This is a genomic window from Paenibacillus sp. 7541 (assembly GCF_002276395.1).
GTDB lineage: Bacteria > Bacillota > Bacilli > Paenibacillales > Paenibacillaceae > Paenibacillus_AQ > Paenibacillus_AQ campinasensis.
In genome coordinates this window covers 12,635-31,504 of sequence record NZ_NQLZ01000018.1, presented here as the reverse complement: position 1 = coordinate 31,504, position 18,870 = coordinate 12,635, and the positions used below count along the sequence as shown (strand labels likewise).

Here is an 18,870-nt window from a genome sequence, read left to right as displayed (position 1 = left end):
ACAGGAGGATATTTTTAATGAAACGAAATTGGATATGGTCAAAAATGATTAACTTAGTCGTCATGATTCCGCTTGTATTAACAGCCTGCGGGGGAGGCGGCGGAAACAGCAGCAGCGCAAACGACACCAGCAATGAAGGCCAAAAGGTCCATTTAACCTTCACTGTCTGGGGAGACGTAAACACGGGGGCGAACGAACAGCAGCTGGCTGACGAGTTCAACAAGGCCCACCCGAACATTCAGGTGAAGTTCGAGCCGATTCCAAGCGACGGGTACGGAACCAAATTAACGACTTCTCTGGCGGCCGGACAAGCACCGGACGTCTTCCTGATCGGCGAGGGCGACTACTACAAATATGTGGATAAGGGTGTGGTCGAGCCGCTGGATGACTATTTGAGCAACGATAGCTCTTTCAGCCTGGATATTTTCCAGAAGGACTTGATTGACAGCATGAATATCAACGGCAAACAGTATTACCTGCCCAAGGACTTCAATCCGCTCGCACTATGGTACAACAAGCGGATGTTTGACGAGGCGGGAATCGCCTATCCATCGGATGACTGGACCTGGGATGATCTCATCGAGGCCGCGAAACAGCTGACCCATAAAGAAGGTAATAAATATACCCAGTTTGGCTTCAATGCCGGCAAATGGGAGTATCCGATCTACACGTTCCTGTGGGATCACGGCACCGATATTGCGAATGAAGACGGCACACAGGCCGAGGGCTATATGAACGGCGAGAAGACGGTGGCTGCCATTGAAAAATATGTCGCGTTGTCCAAAGGAGAAGAACGGGTATCTCCAACGCCGATGGACACCGAGACGCTGGGCGGCGACGCATCGATGTTCATGACGGACAAGCTCGCGATGATGGTTACCGGCCGCTGGATCAAGAGCGACCTGGATAAATCGGATGTGGAGTATGGCTCTGCACTGATCCCTGCAGGGGAGGATGGGACCCGGACGAGCATTATCGCCAGTGCAGGCTGGGCGATCAATGCCGCAAGCAAGAATAAGGAGGAGGCTTATGAGCTTGTGAAGTGGCTGTCCGGCACGGAGGCACAGAAGCTGCGTTCGGATAACAACAAGGTGCTGCCAGCGACCGTTGCCGAACTGGAGGAAGTCAAAGCGAATGAAGTGTCGGACCAGCCGGTCATTGCCATGATGGATTACGCCCGCAAGCCGGTGACGCTGCGTTCAGCCCATGGCCCGATTTTTGTCGAGGAATTTTCCAAGGCGATGGAGAAGATCTTGCTGGATCAGCAGGACGTTAAGAGCGCTCTGGATGAAGCGGCGAAGAACGTGGATAGCAAAATCAAGTAAAACTTCCGGGTGAAGCGCTCCTGTGCTTCACCCGCTTCATCAAGGAGGCTGTTATGCAAAAAACGAAATCGGATTGGACCGGCTACCTGTACATCATGCCATGGCTTCTGGGCCTGTTGTTGTTCACGATCGGACCGATGCTGTTTTCATTCATTCTGGCATTCAGCAAGTGGGACATTATTACTGGCGTTCAGTCCATCGAGTGGGTTGGTCTGGACAATTTCCAAGCGATTCTGAAGGATGAGTTGTTTTACCAGTCCCTGAAAGTCACGTTTATTTTTGCCCTTGTTTCCGTGCCGCTGTATCAAATCGTATCCCTGTTGATCGCATTGCTGCTTAATATGCGCAGCAGGGGCATGAAGCTGTTCCGCCTGATCTATTTCATGCCATCGGTCATTCCGGTCGTCGCAGTTTCGATGATGTGGGTGATGATCTTCAACCCGGAATACGGTATTTTGAACCAGGCTTTGTCCTGGTTCGGCATCCAAGGGCCGGCCTGGCTGCAGGACCCGTCGTATGCCCTGGGGGCGCTCATTGTGATGGGGATCTGGGGTGTCGGAAACACAATTATTATTTACCTGTCCGGTCTTCAGAGCGTTCCGGAGGAGATGCATGAAGCGGCTGAACTGGATGGGGCTGGCCGGTTCCGCCGTTTTGTCAGCATCACGCTTCCCATGATTTCACCAACGATTTTTTTTAATCTGATCATGGGCATCATTGGAGGATTTCAATACTTCACGCAGGCGTTTGTCATGACCAACGGCGGGCCGCTCAACTCCACTTTATTCTATAACCTGTATCTGTACAACAAGGCGTTCCAAGATTATGAAATGGGCTATGCATCAGCCCTGTCCTGGATTCTGTTCGTCATTATCCTCGTTTTTACACTGATCGTGATCCGGAGTTCCTCCATGTGGGTGTACTATCAAGGCGATGACGACAAGGACTAAGAAGGAGGGATTAGGATGAATCAATCGGTCAAACGACGGAGATGGAATGTGCCGCATATGCTGTCCATGGCTGTTCTGATCCTGGGTGCCGCCATCGTGATCGTCCCGCTGCTCTGGACGTTTTTCACGTCGCTGAAGAGTCCGGCCGAAGTGTTCAAGGACAATTTCGTTCCGGAAGTGTGGCGCTGGACGAATTATAGCGATGCAGTGCAGGCGGTGCCTTTCTTTACATTTTTGAAAAACACGGTCATTATTCTCATTCCGGTCATGATCGGGACCGTGTTCTCCTCTGCTCTGTGCGCGTATGGATTTGCCAGATTCCAGTTCAAGGGCAAACGCACCTTGTTTCTGCTGCTGTTATCCACAATGATGCTGCCCTCGCAGGTAACGATGATTCCGATGTTCATTATGTTTAAGGAAGCGGGCTGGGTGGATACGTTCCTCCCGTTGATCGTGCCGGCGTTTTTCGGAGGCGGAGCCTTTAACATCTTTCTGATCCGGCAGTTTATGCGCGGCATTCCGCGTGACCTGGATGAATCGGCATTCGTGGATGGAGCGAGCCGGTTTCAAATTTTTAGCCGCATCATTCTTCCGCTGTCGATGCCGCCGCTCATTGCGGTGTCGATCTTTACGTTTATGGGGGTATGGAACGATTTCCAAGGCCCGCTCATTTATTTGAATTCCAACGACAAATACACGCTTGCACTGGGGCTGTCCATGTTTAAAGGGCTGTACAATGTTGAATGGAACATGCTGATGGCGGCGACCATTCTCATTATGCTGCCGGCGCTGGTTGTGTTTTTTGTAGCCCAAAAATACTTTATTGAAGGTATTTCGATTTCCTCGGCCATCAAAGGCTGACGGGGTGGAAAGAGAAAGATAGGAGGCCCATATGGCAGGAATAACAAGCAGACATCCGTTCAATCTGTATTACAATGCTGGCGAATATATTAAAATCTGCGGAGCACAGGATGGCTACTTCCCTGATTTTGGCCATCACGTTCCCAATGAGATGGGGGGAGTCTGGCTGCACCCGATCAAGCTGCTGGACGGATTTTGGCTGAAAATAACCGATGTAGACCGAAAAATAGCGGTTTGGTCCAGAGCGGACGGATTTACGAACGAGGCGTGGGGGAGTCGGTTTCACTATGACCATGGCCTTGGCCATATTCCGGTGGAGCTCGAGCGTATTCAATTCGCACCCGAGCAGGAAAAGGGCCTCATCGTGTATTATACGCTGCGCAACTACGGGCGGGATGATGTTCGTTTGCAGCTGGAGCTGCTGGCGAGGACCGATCTGAGGCCCGTATGGTTCTCCGAGCAATTAGGCATTGAGGACGGGGAGCAGGATGAGGTGATTGCCCTTGCCGAGCGGCGGGTTAAGGTGAAGGACAGCGGCAACGACTGGTATGTCGAGATCGGTTCAGACCTGCCGGGCCGGATCGTGGAGACCGGGGGCAAGGTGTACGGCCCTGAGTTTACGGCAGGCTCCGGAATGGGTGTTTCTTTCCAGGGTGAAGTGCTCCTTGCACCGGATGAGAAACTGAATTTCCGTCTGTTTGTAGCCGGGTCCTATCGTTCTGGCGAGGAATGCAGTGCGGTATATGACCGACTTGTCTCCGAACATGAGACATTGTTTGGGGAGAAGCAGAGGTTCTATCACGAGCTTGAAGGCCATGCGAAGCTGGAGATTGACGGAGAAGATCTACTGAACGAAGCGTTTAAATGGGCAAAATGGAACAATCAGTGGCTGGTGCAGTCGGTGGACGGAATCGGCCGGGGGCTCACCGGGGGAGGTCCGACCTATCCGTGGTGGTTCGGGTGTGACAATACGTACGCCCTGCAGGGTGTCCTCGCCATCGGCGATGCCAGGTTGGCCAAGGATACAATGGATCTGTTGCTTCGCAAGTCGGAGGAGGTCAACGGCAACGGCAGGATGGTCCATGAGATCACAACGATGGGAGCGGTAGCGAATCCAGGCAATACTCAGGAAACCGCGCATTATATCGCGATGGTGTGGGATCTGTTCCAGTGGACGGGGGACGAGGACCTGCTGCGCCGTCATTACAGCTACTGCGTCAAGGGGATGGATTGGCTACTGACCGAAATGGACCCTGACGGAGACCTGTTTCCTTCCGGATACGGCATTATCGAAATCGCCGGGCTGAACATGGAGCTAATCGACAGTGCCGTGTATACGGCAAAGGCGCTTCAGGCGATGGTGGATATGAGTCTTCAGCTCGGGGACGAGGATGGTGCCAAACGATACGCTAGCCTTGCCAGGCGGGCGGTACGTGGAGTGAACGATGTGTTCTGGCGTGAAGAGGAAGGGCTGTACGCCGATGCAGTTGCATCCAAGCAGGATATGATCGGCAAGGTGGATGACATGGTCTTGCTAGCAGACCAGCGAGGCATTGAAGGCTACCGCCAATACCTGGAGCGGATGCTGGAGGCGGCATCGGATCCGGAGGCAGAGCAAGGCTGGCTGCTGAACAAAAACTGGGTCATTGTTACTCCGATGGAGACGGGGATTGCTGATCCGGAGAAGGCGAAGCGCGCGCTTCAGGAGATGCGCTCGAGCACCTTTGTTGGGGAGCACGGCACCTATCTGGCAGGAATATATCAACAGGGGACGATGACGATATCGACCGGCGTTCACGCAGTTGCCGAGGCGGCTAACGGGAACCCGGACGAAGCGCTGGAGCTGCTCCGAAAGATGCTGGGAACATTCTCCAAGGTGCTGCCAGGCTCCTTCACCGAGATGTCTCCCGATTATGGCTGTGTGGTGCAGGCCTGGACGATCTATGCGTTCGCGGTGCCGATGATCAGGCATTTCTTCGGTGTGAAGCCTGATGCCTACAGGAAGCGTGTTCTGATCAAGCCCAGCCTGCCGAAGGTGTGGCGGGACAGGAGCTGCAGCCTGAGCGGGCTGCGAATCGGGGAGGCTGAGCTGGATATCCGGATTGCCCCGGGCGAGCAAGAAGGTGAACAGCGGATAACGATTGCCAACAAGCAGGGATGGCATATTATGCTCGATTGGAATGGTAAACGACTGGAAAGCTCGGATCATCACATGGAGTGGCTGGTCAGCTGAATGAACACGAATTCGCAGGATCAGACCCCTCAACACGACCAGCCATTTACTGGGATGAGCAAAGGTTCGAAACCGGAAGGGACAAGCATACAAGCTTGCTTCCTCCGGTTTTTTTATTTTTGCAAGGACGTATTCGCCTATGCATGATCGGGTTATAGGTCTATAATGAAGAGGATTTATCCCCAGATTTCATATGAAAGAAAATATATAACAGAAAAGAATGTGATGATGTTATGCAGCTTCGCTTGCGAGAGCAGAGGAACAGCTTTCTGGAGAAGCATTTGTCCGGAGAGACGATGGATTATCGGCAGATTATGGCTTTGTTCCTGCCCATCCTGATTGATCAGTCATTTATTATCGGTTTGAATCTTGTGAACACCGCGATGATCAGCTCATCGGGGGTGGCCGCGGTCAGCGCCGTGAATATGGTGGATGCGCTGAACATTTTTCTGATCAATGTGTTTGTGGCGGTCGCCACCGGAGGAACCGTGGTGGTGGCCCAGTATAAAGGCAACGGCAATGATCGGATGGTGTCTCGCGCTGCGGCCGGAACCGTCACTTCGGTCACGCTGTTGTCGCTGGCGATCGGTCTTCTGATTATCGGGTTCCACAATCCGATTTTGCAGGTTCTGTTCGGCTCCGCCTCTCCGGATGTGCTGGACAGTGCACGGACCTATTTGCTTGGCAGTAGCATTTCCTTTGTCGGGCTGGCGGTTGTTCAGGCGGTGTGCGCCGCGCTTAGGGGCATCGGCAGGACGCGGGCGTCCCTGGCCTTGTCCCTGATCATGAACCTGCTGTACGTGCTGCTTAACATCGTATTTATTACGCTGCTCAATATGGGCGTTATCGGTATGACGGTGGCGGTGAACATCGCACGATTTGTCGGTGCGATATGCGCCTTGTACTATCTGTTCCGGATCGATGCCTCACTGCATTTGAGAATTCGGGATCTGGTCCATTTTCCGTTGTCGATGCTGCGTAAGATTATGTTTATCGGCCTGCCGTTTGCCGCGGAGCAGATGTTCTTTAACGGTGGCAAGCTGCTGACACAAGTATTTATCGTCAGTCTTGGCACCTATGCCATCGCAACGAATGCGATCAGCGGCTCACTGGCGATGGTGTTCCAGATTCCAGCCGTGGCGCTTTCCTTGACCGTGGTGACGGTCGTTGGCCAATGCATCGGTCGCGGCCACATCGAGGATGCGCGCAAGTTCATCAAGTCGTTTCTCTGGCTCGGCTCCATTCTGCTTGCTGCCATTGCTTTAATTCTGATGCCGATGTTCAAGCTGCTTGTCGGCCTGTTCGATCCGCCGGCGGAGATTGTGGACGATATTTTTCTGATTCTGCTGATTAACGCTGTAATCCAGGTGCCGCTGTGGCCTATCAGCTTTATTCTGCCCTCGGCGCTCCGGGCGGCAGGGGATTCCAAATTCACCTCCATCACGTCCATGTTGACGATGTGGCTGTTCCGGGTGGTGCTCGGGTACGTGCTTGGCATTACGCTGGGCCTCGGCATTCTCGGGGTATGGCTGGCGATGAACTGTGAATGGGGCGTGCGGGGGGCCATCTTCCTGTGGCGCTTCCGGGGCAAGAAGTGGTATGAGCACAAGCTGATATAATGTGACTTACGATAAAGGGAATAGCAATAATGGCTACAATCTGAATATATAGGTGACGCAGGTAATTCCTATGCCGTATTGTTCCGGTTGCAGAGCGCAAAAAAAGGCAGTCTCGAAAAGGTCGATAGAACCTCTTGAGATTGCCTTTTTTTCAGGTGAATTAGAACGAGATCAAACCGGATGTATGCAGCAGCACGAGCAGCATCAGGATCGGTGCAACGTACCGCAGCATGAACAGCCATATGCTGAACCAGCGGGTGGACAATCCGGCTGCCTCGGCAGCCGTTTTCCAGAAGTAGCCGGCAAAGATGGTTGTGATCAGACCTCCAAGCGGAAGCAGAATGTTGGAGGTAATGAAGTCCAGCCAATCAAAGAAATTTTTGCCGCCCATACTGGTAAGTGCAGGAGCGATGCCAAAGGACAATGCCGAAGGGATGCCGACCAGAAGCACCAGGACGCTGATCACCAGCACCGATCTGCCCCGGCCCCATCCGAAGCGGTCCATCACATAGGTGACCGGAACCTCGAACAGGGAAACGGACGAGGTCAGTGCCGCAATCGCTAGCAGGACAAAGAATAGTCCGCCGAAGAATGCGCCCAGAGGCATCGCCGAGAAGGCGGCCGGCAGCGCCATAAAGACAAGAGATGGTCCCGCATCCGACTCAATGCCAAACGAGAAGATGGTCGGGAATATGATCAGCCCGGCGATCAGGGCATAGATCAAGTCGCCTGCCCCGATGGCCAGCGTAGCCGAACCCAAGGACTGACGCTTGTCCACATATGCGCCATAAGTAAGCAGAATCCCCATCCCCAAGGAGAGGGAGAAGAAGGCGTGCCCTAGCGCAACCAGGGCGGCTTCAGGACTTAATTTTGAAAAGTCAGGATTCAGGAAGAAGGATACCCCTTCGCCTGCGCCCGGAAGTGTGACCGCGCGAATCATCAGGACGATCAACAGAATGACAAGCCCGGGAATCAGTACTTTGTTGAATCGTTCAATCCCGCCGGAAATGCCTTTGGCTACAACAAACGAGGTGATCAGAATGGCGATAACCTGCCAGATTATCGGCAAATAGCCGCCGACAAAGGTGTTGAATTGCCCGCTGAAATCGGTGTTGTCGTACAGCGTTCCACTGAAGGACAGCACCGCATAATGAAGCGTCCATCCCGCCACGATCACATAGAAGGTCAGGATCAGGAAGGGAGCCAGTACCTGCAGGAAGCCTAGCTTGCCGAAGATTCTCGCACCCCCAGCCTTCACGAACGATGTGGCGGCACTGCCGCGGCCCGCTCGTCCGATGGCCAGTTCTGCCAGCAGGAGCGGCAGTCCCACCAGGATGAGACAGATAATGAAGAGCAGGAAGAAGGCGGCTCCGCCGTTAGCGCCCGTAATATAAGGGAACTTCCACATGTTCCCCAGGCCCACGGAGCTTCCGATCGCGGCCAGTATAAAGCCGGTCGATGAGAAGCGATCGTTTCTCCCGGATGATGGTTTGGATTTGGATAAATTCATGCAATACCTCCCGAATTTTTATACAAGGTGCTTCTATTATATTGCAAGTTTGGGATGAAAGGCATAAAAAAATGATGAAAGCGAACACATGCTCATGACAAACTTGTATAACTGATATCATAAAAGATGATTCCGGTTTTGGTAAAGTGAATTTTAGATGGCATGATTCTCTATTGTCACAATATAGGACCATGATCTGTCTGAAGAATAGCTGGAGCCATGCATTCAAATTCAAGAACAGGATGGGAGATTCTGATGCTCGATCATATTTATATCACACATAGACCGCTCATGTTCCATATCGCTTACCGTATGCTGGGGAGTGTGTCAGACGCAGAAGATATCGTTCAGGATGTGTTCTCGCAATATATGCAGATGGATAGAGACGGGATTGTGAATGATAGAGCCTACCTTGCCAAAATGACAACAAACCGCTGTCTCAACCTGCTGAAGTCGGCAAGACGCGTGCGCGAAGCTTATATGGGGCCCTGGCTTCCAGAGCCGCTGCCTGCTGATGTCGGGACGGGCACGCATGATTTTGCGGAGCGCAGGGAAAACATCGGGTATGCCTATGTTGTGCTCTTGCAGCGTTTAAGTCCGTTGGAGCGGGCTGTATATTTATCCCGGGAGGCTCTGGGATTCGAGTATCGCGATATCGCGGGTATGCTCGACAAGACAGAGGTGAACTGCAGGAAGATCTTCAGCAGAGCGAGGAACAAGCTGCTGGAAGCTACGGATAACAAGCCGAACCGAACGCGGCGGAAGACAGCACAAGCGACGGAGCATGAAGAGCAGACACGGATGGCTGATACGCCGACGGAATCACAGGAGCAATTTGTTGAGGCATTTTTGAGGGCATGCGACACAGGGGACTTCAAGCCGCTGTTGTCCCTGCTGCTGGATGAGGTGACACTCCTCTCAGATGGCGGGGGCAAGGTGCGGGCAGCACTCAATCCGATTCGGGGGATTGACCGGGTGCGAGCCTTTTATGAGGGGCTTGCAGCCAAGGGGGTATTCTGCGAAGGATTTGAGGCTGTTTCCATCAATGGGGAGCCGGGAATCGCGAGGCGGGATGATGGCGTGGTCACCATGGTGATCACCACAGAGAGGGAGCCCGAAGGCTCCCGCATACGGACGATTTACATGGTGTTAAACCCGGACAAGCTGCGACAATTTAATCAAAGCAGCCCGGGAACATACCGTTAGCGATAGCGATTCGGTTCCAGGCATTGATCGTGATGATGGCCATGATCAGATGAACATACTGTTTTTCGTCGAAAAACTGACGCACCCTTGCATACACTTCATCCGGCACACCAGCCTCGGAGATGGAGGTTACGTACTCGGTCAGCTCCAGCACGGCTCGCTCTTCATCTGAGTAGATCGGCACCTCCCGCCACATGGGCAGGAGCAGCAGCCGGTCCATGCTTTCGCCCAGATTCAACAGGTCCTTGGCGTGCATATCCGCGCAGAAGGAACAGCCGTTCACCTGCGAGGCCCGCAGCTTGATCAATTCGTACAGCTTGTGATCCAGACCGGTGCCCGCAGCGAACTGTTCTAAGCTCAGCAGCGCTTTGAAGGACTCGGGGCTGTGCTTTCGATAATTGATTCGAAGATTCATAGTAATGTCTCCTTTACGGTAAAATGGTGGATGATCACCCATATGACAACCGACAGGAGCGTATTGTGACATGCTAGCGAAAAAAAAGAGCCCCCCAGGAGGCTGAGCGGAACATCCGAGCAGGAAAGCACCGTCAGGTGCGGTCCCGGATACGTTCCTGGTCTCCAAGAGGGTTCTTGTTATTTGCAACGTTAACAAGCTACTTTTCCGCTTTAATCGGAATGCGCAGAACATCGTCACGTTTATGGGTGGTATAGTTCCAAATATAGATCTCGAGCTCAGTTTTGTTGAAATTCTCATAGACATCCATATGCTTATTGTTGTCATCGCCCAGTATACCGATCATGGCTGGCATGCCATAGTTTCGTTCTTTGCCGTCCAAATAATAGGTTTGATTGACGCCGCCGAAGTCGGGGTCGGAACTCAAGGACTCCACATAGAGGTTATTATCCTTCATGTAATAGGTCCATGTGATCGGATAACCGGCAATGCTGGACGTGAAGCTTTGACGTTCAGCTGAAATATCGGTTAGACGGATCGGACTCGTGTCACCGGCATATTCATCGACGCGGTGCTTGGCAACGAGAGATACCGGTTGATCCGCTAGATCGGAGGCATCGAGTCCCGCCATTTCAAAGCGCAGCTCCGTCTGGTAATTTTTCCCCTCCACAAGCCATATTCCTCCGCTTAGCATGTTTCCGCCAACGTCCAGCTGATAGTTCATATACGGAAGACGCGAATATTTTTCTTTGTGCGTCAGAACGAGCCGGACTTGGGTCGGCGTCACGATCATTTCATGAATCATGGTCCCATCAGCGACCTGATCTACAGGGATATTCAGTGTCTGCTTAAAGGTGCTGTTATCCATATGTTTCTTGGAAAGGGCCATATTTAATCCCCAGGTCCCGTCCGCGGTTTCGAGTGTTCGATCATAGGTCAGCTGGAACGTTGTCCCCTCCGCTTGCAAGGACTTAGATTTGAATATTTGCTGACTCAAGTACTCCCCGGAGGCTCCCGGTGTTCCAAATACAGAGGTCTGTGTTTCCTTGATGATACCTTCCTTATCGTTCGTAACCTCAATCCGTACCCAGCTTCTGTCCTTCATCTTGGCATCGGTAAACGTAACCGCGGATTGAATCATTACCTGTCCATCGGGCTGGTCGAATGACTGCAGGGTCACGTTGTCAATGCCATCCTTCTGAATAGTGAATACCTGCGTATTCGGGTTGTGAGGGTCATAGTCGAGCGGCTGCCGCCCAGCATCGGTAAAATGGATATTCTCGATCACAAGGGCCACATCCGCCATCTGTCCATCAGCAACCCAATCGGTTTCGAAATATCCCTGAAATACGCCCAGTTCCTCATTCCATTGATGGAAATAACGGCCCTCGATAAACTGCCCATCCTGATCTCTAAGCCCGATGTGATCGAAGGCAGCGTGACCATCCGTCTGTGCACCTGGATTCAAGCTGTACAGCAGAAAGGTTCGGTTCTCATCGATAAACGCCGTATGCACCGTTAAGGTAATGCCGTCCTTCGTAACAGATTGCTCAATCGTTTGTCCAAGCCCCTTCTCCAGTGCAGTTTGAATTCCGGCCCTGTAGGATAGAATATTGGACCAGTCAACGTTCAAGGCCGCATAGACAGGTGTTGCCATCAAGGCGACGGAGATTCCCGTGATGATGGCAATCCGTTTGCGATTTCGCAGACGAGGCGGAAGCGATTCACCCACTGCCACCTTCAATTCGTTCTGCTCGATGCTGCTCCACATCCGGTCAAAATCAGGTTCCGGCACATGATTGGCCGTTTTCATCTGATGCTTCAGATTGTTCTCAAGGCGTTCCATATTGTTCCTCTCCCTTCACCCCATAGCGGTTATGGCGTTCGAGCTTTTTTCGCATAATTTTCAATGCTTTATGAATTCTTGACTTCACCGTGCCGACAGGAATGTTCAACGTTTCGGCAATTTCTGAAATCGACAGCTCTCCGATATAGCGGAGTGTGATGACAGACATCAGCTTGTCTGGCAATTGCCGCAGCAGATGCTCCCATTCCGCCGCCGCTGCTCTTTCCAGCACGACAGTATCCACCGACTTCACCGCAGCGGCGGTCTGCTCATGCAGCCATTCGACTTGGCTCTGCTTCTCCCGCTGGGTCTGATTCCTTCGAAGCAAGTTCAGGCAATGGTTCATCGTGATCCGCATAATCCAGGCGCGGATATGCCCGACATTTCTCCAATCCTGACGAAATACGGTCACGAAGACGTCGTGGCAGAGATCTTCCGCATCCTGCGCATTTCGCAGCATGTAATAACAGGTGCGGTACACATCCTTGTTATAGGCATCGAATAACTCGCGTTCCGTCAATCCAAGGCACCCCTTTCTTTTTCGTTATGCCTTATAGACAATTGACCCCGGAAAAGGGTTCATCTTTTTTTGAAGGATCACATACCTTGCTATGTATTGATTCCATTCTAACAAAAAAGAACCTCTGCCCATCGTATAAGAAGGAGAGAGGTTCTGTGGATCTGTGGATAGGCTTAGAAGCCATCGTCATGCTCGTACCCTGGGTCGGTGGCTGCCATGCCTGAATACCGTTCTCCAAACGCTCAGAGTATAGCAATTCATACAATAAGGCACGATATCAATCTGTTATCGGTCGCCAATATCCATATTGTGATAGAATATAATAATCGTTATGGGATACCGCAACGAACAACAAACTGTGACTGTCGGCTTTATCTTGCTGAATAAACTGACGATGCTTGTGAAAATTCATAATAACAAAGGTGTGTGTGAAATGATTAAAGGATTATATGAAGCACATTTACCAGTAAGAAATTTAGAAGTTTCGATAGAATTTTATAAAAAATTGGGTTTAAATTTTGCTTGGCGTGATGATGACACTGCTTTCTTTTGGATAGAAGAGGGAAAAAGTTGGCTAGGTTTATGGCAAGGAGATGAGTATAAGACTCCTTACCATCCTTCATTACGACATATTGCTTTTGGAGTATCATATGAAGATTTGAAAAAGTCTTTAAAATGGTTAGAATCTATTCAAGTTGAAGCTGTACCGTTTGGCAGAAGAACATCTGTAGAGCCATTTATTCGTCCGAATCAAGGTAACGCTTCCGTTTATTTTAATGACCCAGATGGTAACAGTTTAGAATTAATATGTTATGTTCCAGTTCCAGATGACTTTAAAAAAATTACTGATAAGTTGTCTTTTGAGGAATGGGAAAAACTTATGAATAATGATTTGAGATGAGATTGAACCACCTTCTAAGGAGGGTGGTTCATTTTTCACCCAGAATCAACATTTGAATTTAACATAGCCAAATCATAAAACGTATTTACCAATTAAGACAGCTACAGAACCCCATCCTTAACTTGATCTTGCACTCTTTTTTAAAAGTCGACGTAGGCGTCAACGTACTTCTGCATAACGTATTCTGCTCAAACCATGCGGAACCAGCTGATCTGCACTTCGCCTTTCAATGTGAGGAAGACGTCAGCCTGTCCGGATAATCCCGTCAGCTCCGCTTGAACAGTGGTCCAAGCTTGGCGTCCTCCGGTTGGGATAACCTTGCAGGTTCCGGCGACGGGGCCGTCCGGGCTGCCGGTTGTAATGACGATCTCTCCGCCTTTAATATGGCCGGATACTCTCGCTTCGAATGTTGCCGGGGAGTCGCCGAGATTCACGTCATGGAAAGCGATCCAGCCGTTGTCCTGAGCGAGACGGATACTTTCGCCGCCTTCACGACACTCATCAATGAATACGCCGCTGTAGTTATCATAATTGACCGCTCTGACAGGCTCCGACAGCAAACGCGGAGGGATGGTCTCGCCATCGACATGAAGAACGACAGTTTCCGCGATCTGCTCCGAGGATAAGCCGATCATGACGGTGTACGCGCCCGTTTCGACACAATAACTCTCCCGTGTCACATCCCATATGGCGAGCTCCTGTGCGCGCAGCTCGAAGGTGACGGTCTCGGAGGCGCCGGCTGCAAGATGCAGGCGACGGAACCCTTTTAATGTTTTGAGCGGACGCGGAACACGGGATTGCTGGGCCTTCACATAGAGCTGAACAACCTCGTCCCCGTCCATCGGACCTTCATTCCGGACCTGAACCGATACGGTTACGTGAGCATCCCCGTTGATTCGCGGAGCACTCAATTGCAGGTTGGTATACGTGAAACGGGAATAGCTAAGTCCGTGTCCGAATGGATAGAGCACCTCTCCGTCAAAATATTGATATGTCCGCTTGCCCTTAATAATATCGTAGTCCATCAGGTCAGGCAGCTGATCAACGGACTTGTACCATGTCATGTTCAGCCGTCCGGCCGGGTTGTAGTCCCCATACAGCACGTCAGCCACCGCATGGCCCAGTTCCTGACCACTGTGTGAAGTGTACAAGATGGAAGGGACATGCGCTTGTTCCCAGTTCACCGCGAATGGATAGCTCCCTACCAGCACCACCACGGTGTTCGGATTGGCCGCGTATACAGCCTGAATCAGCGCCTGCTGGGACGGCGGAAGCGTAATGTCCGGCCGGTCGATGGTCTCCTTGCCGTTAATGAACGGGCTGTTGCCTGCGAATATAACAGCGGTCTCAGAAGTCGCTGCAGCCGCGGCAGCTTGCTCGATGCCGTCTTGTACCCGCTCCACGATGAACGAAGCGCCAGAGGCTTCCTTGTGATCTGCCACGAGGAGCCGTCCTTGCTCGTCTGCAAGTACCGGTTTGCCTTCCCACGACATCAGGGCTGCAGTGCCGTCTTCCTGCGTCTGGAAGCGGAAGGCTTCCTTGACGAACCAGCCGCGCGCTTCTTCCGCCGTGGCCTGGAGGCCGGCTTCGCTCTCTGTCACATATAGGCGAGAGGTGACTTCCCGCAGCGTCTCGCTGCCCCAGCCCCAGTCGCAGCGCTCGAACATCGAAGCCTGCGCAGAATCATCGACAGCGGTTACCAGCTGCTTCTCATCGCCGGAGACAACAACATACTTTCGGGTGGCTGCACAGCGAAGACGGACAAGGTCAAGACCCGAATGGAAATGAACGCTGCGTCCATCCATTTTCTCCATCATGCCGGCAAGCGGCGTTACACGGTAAGGCGGAGTACCGCTGTACCAGTCGGTGTATGCTTCGTCTGCGAGCGGGCCGATCACAGCAACAGAGGAGATGTCCGGCTTCAGCGGAAGCAAGCCCTCATTCTTCAGGAGCACCACCGATTCCCGGGCGGCTCTCAGCGACAGCGCGGCATGCTCCGGTGCGCACAGCTTCTCTTCCGGCACATGGCTGTAAGGGTTCCGGTCATCCGGATCAAATTCGCCAAGCCGGATGCGGACCCGGAACGTGTTGGACAACGCATGGTCAAGGTCGCTTTCTGCAAGCAAGCCCTGGGCCAGTGCATCCCGAAGAGCCTGGAAGGAAATCTCCTGGTCGTCGGTGATGCTGTCGATGCCGGCTTTCACGGATCCGGCGACCGCCTCGGCGTAGGATGCGGTATATCCATGATCCATCACCGTGCCGAGCACGTCGCCCGCATCGCCCACGACGAAGCCGTCCATGCCCCATTCCTTTTTCACGATGTCGTTCACTTCATGATTCAGGTTGCACGGGGTGCCGTTAATGCCATTGTAGGCAGTCATCATGGACCCGGCGCGGCCTTCGCGGAAGGCGGGTTCGAAGGCTTTCAGATAATATTCACGCTTGTTGCGCGGGTCGATACTGACCGAGGCGCTCCCGCGATCCACTTCGTTGTTGTTGCCGTAGAAATGCTTGAGTGTGGCTACCGTTTTATAGTAGAAAGGATGGTCGCCCTGCATTCCCTTTACCAATTCAGTCGAGAGCACGCCGGTCAGATGCGGGTCTTCCCCGTAAGCCTCCTCGGTTCTGCCCCAGCGCGGATCACGCTCCATATCAACGGTCGGCGACCAGATCGTCAGCCCGTTAATCTCCCGGTTGCGCTGGTAATAGACGCGGGCTTCATCCGCAATGACCGAGCCGATACGGTGCATCAGTTCAGGGTTCCATGTGCAGGCAAGCCCGATATTTTGCGGAAATACAGTGGCTTCACCGAGCCAGGCTACCCCGTGCGCACCTTCTGTACCGTGCTTGTATTTGTGAATGCCAAGACGCGGAATGTCCGTTTGGTATTGGCACATCAGCTCGATTTTTTCTTCGAGGGTCAGTCGGGAAATCAGGTCAGAAACGCGCTCCTCCAGAGGAAGGTCAGGATTTTTAAAAGGATAATTCATCGTCGAAAACCTCATTTCTTCAATAAATGTGTAGCGGTATTTGTTTGTAAACGCTATCATATATAAGAAGGTTGTCGGTTCTTGTCACATTCCCGACAGAAATAAGAATAGGCAACTTTAGCATAATGGCATTAAGCGCAAAATAATACCGGGATAATTAGCGCCGTTTTCATGTGGAAATTTCGACTCTTGATAGAAGCGAAGTTCTCATAAAAACACCCGCCAGGAAAGGTGGACACCTTATCCGGGCGGGTGAGAGCTGCAATATGACTTTACGACAGGAGAGCCATTCTCCTTATGATTGAGCTTGAGTCTCATCATCCGTGTGTGCCTTCATCATTAGAAGCGGAGGGGAAGAGGGGGACTCGTGAAGCAGAGCGTTCGCCTTTGCCCCCGGATTTCAACCGCTGAGGCGGTGAATGAAGAAATATGGGGGCAAGAGCATCGGAAGTCCCCCCCTTATTCCCGCAGAGGCACATATCTCGTCGAAAATTAAGCACGGGGTCATGAGCCTATTATATAATAGGAAGCTATTTTTGCGGGATTGCTGCTATTCTTTCAGAGAGCCGATCAGCAGTCCCTTGATGAAATATCTTTGCAGGAATGGATAGAACAGCACGACCGGACCGATGGTCAGAATGGCCGTGGCCATTTTCACGGATTCCTGCGGCAGCGCCTCGACACCGACCAGCGCGCCGCTGCTCTGCATTTGCTGAATCATGCTGATTTCGGAGTTCAGCTTGAACAGCAGGTATTGCAGCGGATACAGCTTCTCGTTATCGACGAGCATGATGGCATTAAACCAGTTATTCCAGTAGCCGATTCCGTAGAAAAGCGTAATGGTTGCCAGTACGGGCATACAGAGCGGGAAGAAGATGCGGAAGGCGATATAGAAATCGCTCGCGCCGTCAATCTTCGCCGCTTCCGTCATCGCTGACGGGATCTGTGACATGTAGTTGCGGACCAGGAACAGGTTGAATGGATTGAACACCAACGACGGAATAATGAGTGCCCAGATCGTGTTGTTAATCCCGAGATTCAAGTTGATCAGATACCACGGAACGAGCCCGGTGTTGAACACCATCGTAATGAAGAAGAACAATCCGAGGCCGTTGCGATAGCGGATATGCTTGGCGGCCAGCGTGTACCCGGCCATCCCCGTAATGGTGACAGCCAAGAGCGTACCGACGACCGTAATAAAGATCGAGATCATATAGCTGCGGTACAGCGGGGTGCTTCCGAGCAAGAGCAGCTTGTAGGCATCTAGTGAAAATTCGCTTGGGAACAACTGATAGCCGAACTGCCGGATGCTGGTTTCATCCGTGAAGGAAACCATGAGCACAAGCAGCATAGGCAATATGCACAGCAATGATATAAGACCGATGATAACCGCATTGACGGCATCAAATAATTTAGGTCTGGTGGATGTCATCAGGTTCTCACTCCTCTCCGAGCTGTTGCGGATCGATTAGAACAATGCATGATCCGGATTGATTTTCTTCACGATTTTATTGCTGCCCCATACCAGGATGAAGCCGACGACGGACTGATACAGACCAACGGCCATTGCCTGGGCCGGGTTGCCGATCGTACGGAGGGAGCGGAACACATAGGTATCGATGACGTCGACCGTCGGATACAAGAGACCGTTGTCCTTGACGATAGCGTAGATCATGTCGAAGCTGCCGTACATAATTTTGCCGAGCGCCAGCAAGGTGAGGATGGAGATCGTCGGCAGCATCAACGGGATCGTAATATGGCGAATAAGCTGCCAGCGTGTCGCGCCGTCGATTCGACCTGCCTCATAATAGCTGTCATCAATGCCGGTAATCGCGGCCAAATATATGACCAGATTCATCCCGAGGTCTTTCCATACAGCGGCAATGGTCAGAATCCAGGTCCAATATTCCGGAGAAGCGTACCAGTTGACCGGCGAAATGTTAAACATGGCCAGAACCCGGTTGATAATGCCGTAATCGGTGGACAGCAGACTGTAAATAATGTAACTGACGATGACCCAAGACAGAAAATGCGGAAACAAAATGGTGGACTGGGTCACTCTGGAGAACCAGCGGCTCCGAAGCTCGTTAAATAAAATGGCGAGCGCCATCGCGGCCAGCGTGCCGACGACAATGAACAGGAAATTCAGCTTCAACGTATTGAAGGTAACCTCCCACGCCCGGGGGGACGAGAAGAAGAACTTGAAGTTATCGAGGCCCACCCATTCTGAATTGAAGATTCCTGTCTTGAAGTTGAACTTCTGAAAGGCAATCAGCATGTAAGGGAGGGTTAAATAACCGAATACCAGCGTGTAGATTGCAGCCGGAATGACCAACAGATAGGCTGAGCCATTATTGCGGAGTTCCCGCAGAAGGCCGGTGCGGTTTTTTTTCATGAACTAGGCACTTCCTTTCACTTGAGTATGTCGTCTGCAGGTCGAAGTTTCTGCTTTCAGTGTAAAGAGAGTTGCCGTGAGCAGTAAACTATGAAAATA

General features: G+C 52.0%; 14 protein-coding genes. 7 read left to right on the top strand and 7 right to left on the bottom strand.

Annotation, left to right across the window (positions count from 1 at the left end):
- Window positions 1-17 precede the first annotated feature (17 nt).
- From CHH75_RS12270 to CHH75_RS12250, 5 genes are all read left to right on the top strand, one after another.
- Window positions 18-1,325: an ABC transporter substrate-binding protein gene (locus tag CHH75_RS12270; RefSeq protein ID WP_095398288.1), complete on the top strand. Its 1,308-nt coding sequence runs from the start codon at window positions 18-20 to the stop codon at window positions 1,323-1,325.
- Window positions 1,326-1,378: 53 nt separating this feature from the next.
- Window positions 1,379-2,275 carry a carbohydrate ABC transporter permease gene (locus CHH75_RS12265; protein WP_095398287.1) on the top strand — a complete coding sequence of 299 codons (897 nt, stop codon included), beginning with the start codon at window positions 1,379-1,381 and terminating at the stop codon, window positions 2,273-2,275.
- A 15-nt stretch (window positions 2,276-2,290) separates the two neighbouring features.
- Window positions 2,291-3,136, top strand: a complete 846-nt coding sequence (locus CHH75_RS12260; RefSeq protein WP_095398286.1) for a carbohydrate ABC transporter permease — start codon at window positions 2,291-2,293, stop codon at window positions 3,134-3,136.
- A gap of 31 nt (window positions 3,137-3,167) precedes the next feature.
- Window positions 3,168-5,369: an alpha-L-rhamnosidase-related protein gene (locus tag CHH75_RS12255; RefSeq protein WP_095398285.1), complete on the top strand. Its 2,202-nt coding sequence runs from the start codon at window positions 3,168-3,170 to the stop codon at window positions 5,367-5,369.
- A 233-nt stretch (window positions 5,370-5,602) separates the two neighbouring features.
- Window positions 5,603-6,988 carry an MATE family efflux transporter gene (locus tag CHH75_RS12250; RefSeq protein ID WP_095264292.1) on the top strand — a complete coding sequence of 462 codons (1,386 nt, stop codon included), beginning with the start codon at window positions 5,603-5,605 and terminating at the stop codon, window positions 6,986-6,988.
- Window positions 6,989-7,148: 160 nt separating this feature from the next.
- Here CHH75_RS12250 and CHH75_RS12245 read toward each other — a convergent pair whose 3' ends face one another.
- Complete coding sequence (locus tag CHH75_RS12245) at window positions 7,149-8,498, bottom strand: sodium-dependent transporter (protein WP_095264293.1); 1,350 nt, start codon at window positions 8,496-8,498, stop codon at window positions 7,149-7,151.
- 252 nt (window positions 8,499-8,750) lie between these two features.
- Here CHH75_RS12245 and CHH75_RS12240 point away from each other — a divergent pair, with 252 nt between their 5' ends.
- Window positions 8,751-9,704, top strand: a complete 954-nt coding sequence (locus tag CHH75_RS12240) for a sigma-70 family RNA polymerase sigma factor (RefSeq protein WP_095398339.1) — start codon at window positions 8,751-8,753, stop codon at window positions 9,702-9,704.
- Here the strand turns inward: CHH75_RS12240 and CHH75_RS12235 are convergent.
- From CHH75_RS12235 to CHH75_RS12225, 3 genes are all read right to left on the bottom strand, one after another.
- The gene (locus tag CHH75_RS12235; protein WP_095398284.1) at window positions 9,673-10,119 is read right to left on the bottom strand and encodes a carboxymuconolactone decarboxylase family protein; all 447 of its coding nucleotides are present in this window, start codon (window positions 10,117-10,119) and stop codon (window positions 9,673-9,675) included. The two genes, CHH75_RS12240 and CHH75_RS12235, sit on opposite strands and share 32 nt — an antisense overlap.
- A gap of 199 nt (window positions 10,120-10,318) precedes the next feature.
- On the bottom strand, window positions 10,319-11,965 hold the full coding sequence (locus CHH75_RS12230) for a DUF4179 domain-containing protein (protein ID WP_095398283.1): 1,647 nt from the start codon (window positions 11,963-11,965) through the stop codon (window positions 10,319-10,321).
- Complete coding sequence (locus CHH75_RS12225) at window positions 11,952-12,485, bottom strand: RNA polymerase sigma factor (RefSeq protein ID WP_095398282.1); 534 nt, start codon at window positions 12,483-12,485, stop codon at window positions 11,952-11,954. Before CHH75_RS12225 ends, CHH75_RS12230 begins: the two co-directional genes overlap by 14 nt.
- Window positions 12,486-12,918: 433 nt before the next feature.
- Between CHH75_RS12225 and CHH75_RS12220 the strand changes: the two genes are divergently transcribed.
- Window positions 12,919-13,386 carry a VOC family protein gene (locus tag CHH75_RS12220; RefSeq protein ID WP_095398338.1) on the top strand — a complete coding sequence of 156 codons (468 nt, stop codon included), beginning with the start codon at window positions 12,919-12,921 and terminating at the stop codon, window positions 13,384-13,386.
- A gap of 188 nt (window positions 13,387-13,574) precedes the next feature.
- On the opposite strand, the gene CHH75_RS12215 is transcribed toward CHH75_RS12220, so the two are convergent.
- The 3 genes from CHH75_RS12215 to CHH75_RS12205 form a co-directional block, all read right to left on the bottom strand.
- Window positions 13,575-16,376, bottom strand: a complete 2,802-nt coding sequence (locus CHH75_RS12215) for a glycoside hydrolase family 3 protein (RefSeq protein ID WP_095398281.1) — start codon at window positions 16,374-16,376, stop codon at window positions 13,575-13,577.
- A gap of 550 nt (window positions 16,377-16,926) precedes the next feature.
- A complete protein-coding gene (locus CHH75_RS12210) occupies window positions 16,927-17,808 on the bottom strand; it encodes a carbohydrate ABC transporter permease (protein ID WP_095264298.1) in 882 nt (293 codons plus the stop codon).
- Window positions 17,809-17,844: 36 nt separating this feature from the next.
- Window positions 17,845-18,771 (bottom strand): ABC transporter permease, encoded by a 927-nt coding sequence (locus tag CHH75_RS12205; RefSeq protein ID WP_095264299.1) that lies wholly within the window; start codon window positions 18,769-18,771, stop codon window positions 17,845-17,847.
- Window positions 18,772-18,870 lie beyond the last annotated feature (99 nt).

Bases quoted from the DNA above. Each gene is read 5' to 3' on its own strand.
- CHH75_RS12270 (WP_095398288.1), top strand. From the start codon at position 18: ATGAAACGAAATTGGATATGGTCAAAAATGATTAACTTAGTCGTCATG.
- CHH75_RS12265 (WP_095398287.1), top strand. From the start codon at position 1,379: ATGCAAAAAACGAAATCGGATTGGACCGGCTACCTGTACATCATGCCA.
- CHH75_RS12260 (WP_095398286.1), top strand. From the start codon at position 2,291: ATGAATCAATCGGTCAAACGACGGAGATGGAATGTGCCGCATATGCTG.
- CHH75_RS12255 (WP_095398285.1), top strand. From the start codon at position 3,168: ATGGCAGGAATAACAAGCAGACATCCGTTCAATCTGTATTACAATGCT.
- CHH75_RS12250 (WP_095264292.1), top strand. From the start codon at position 5,603: ATGCAGCTTCGCTTGCGAGAGCAGAGGAACAGCTTTCTGGAGAAGCAT.
- CHH75_RS12245 (WP_095264293.1), bottom strand. From the start codon at position 8,498: ATGAATTTATCCAAATCCAAACCATCATCCGGGAGAAACGATCGCTTC.
- CHH75_RS12235 (WP_095398284.1), bottom strand. From the start codon at position 10,119: ATGAATCTTCGAATCAATTATCGAAAGCACAGCCCCGAGTCCTTCAAA.
- CHH75_RS12230 (WP_095398283.1), bottom strand. From the start codon at position 11,965: ATGGAACGCCTTGAGAACAATCTGAAGCATCAGATGAAAACGGCCAAT.
- CHH75_RS12220 (WP_095398338.1), top strand. From the start codon at position 12,919: ATGATTAAAGGATTATATGAAGCACATTTACCAGTAAGAAATTTAGAA.
- CHH75_RS12215 (WP_095398281.1), bottom strand. From the start codon at position 16,376: ATGAATTATCCTTTTAAAAATCCTGACCTTCCTCTGGAGGAGCGCGTT.
- CHH75_RS12210 (WP_095264298.1), bottom strand. From the start codon at position 17,808: ATGACATCCACCAGACCTAAATTATTTGATGCCGTCAATGCGGTTATC.
- CHH75_RS12205 (WP_095264299.1), bottom strand. From the start codon at position 18,771: ATGAAAAAAAACCGCACCGGCCTTCTGCGGGAACTCCGCAATAATGGC.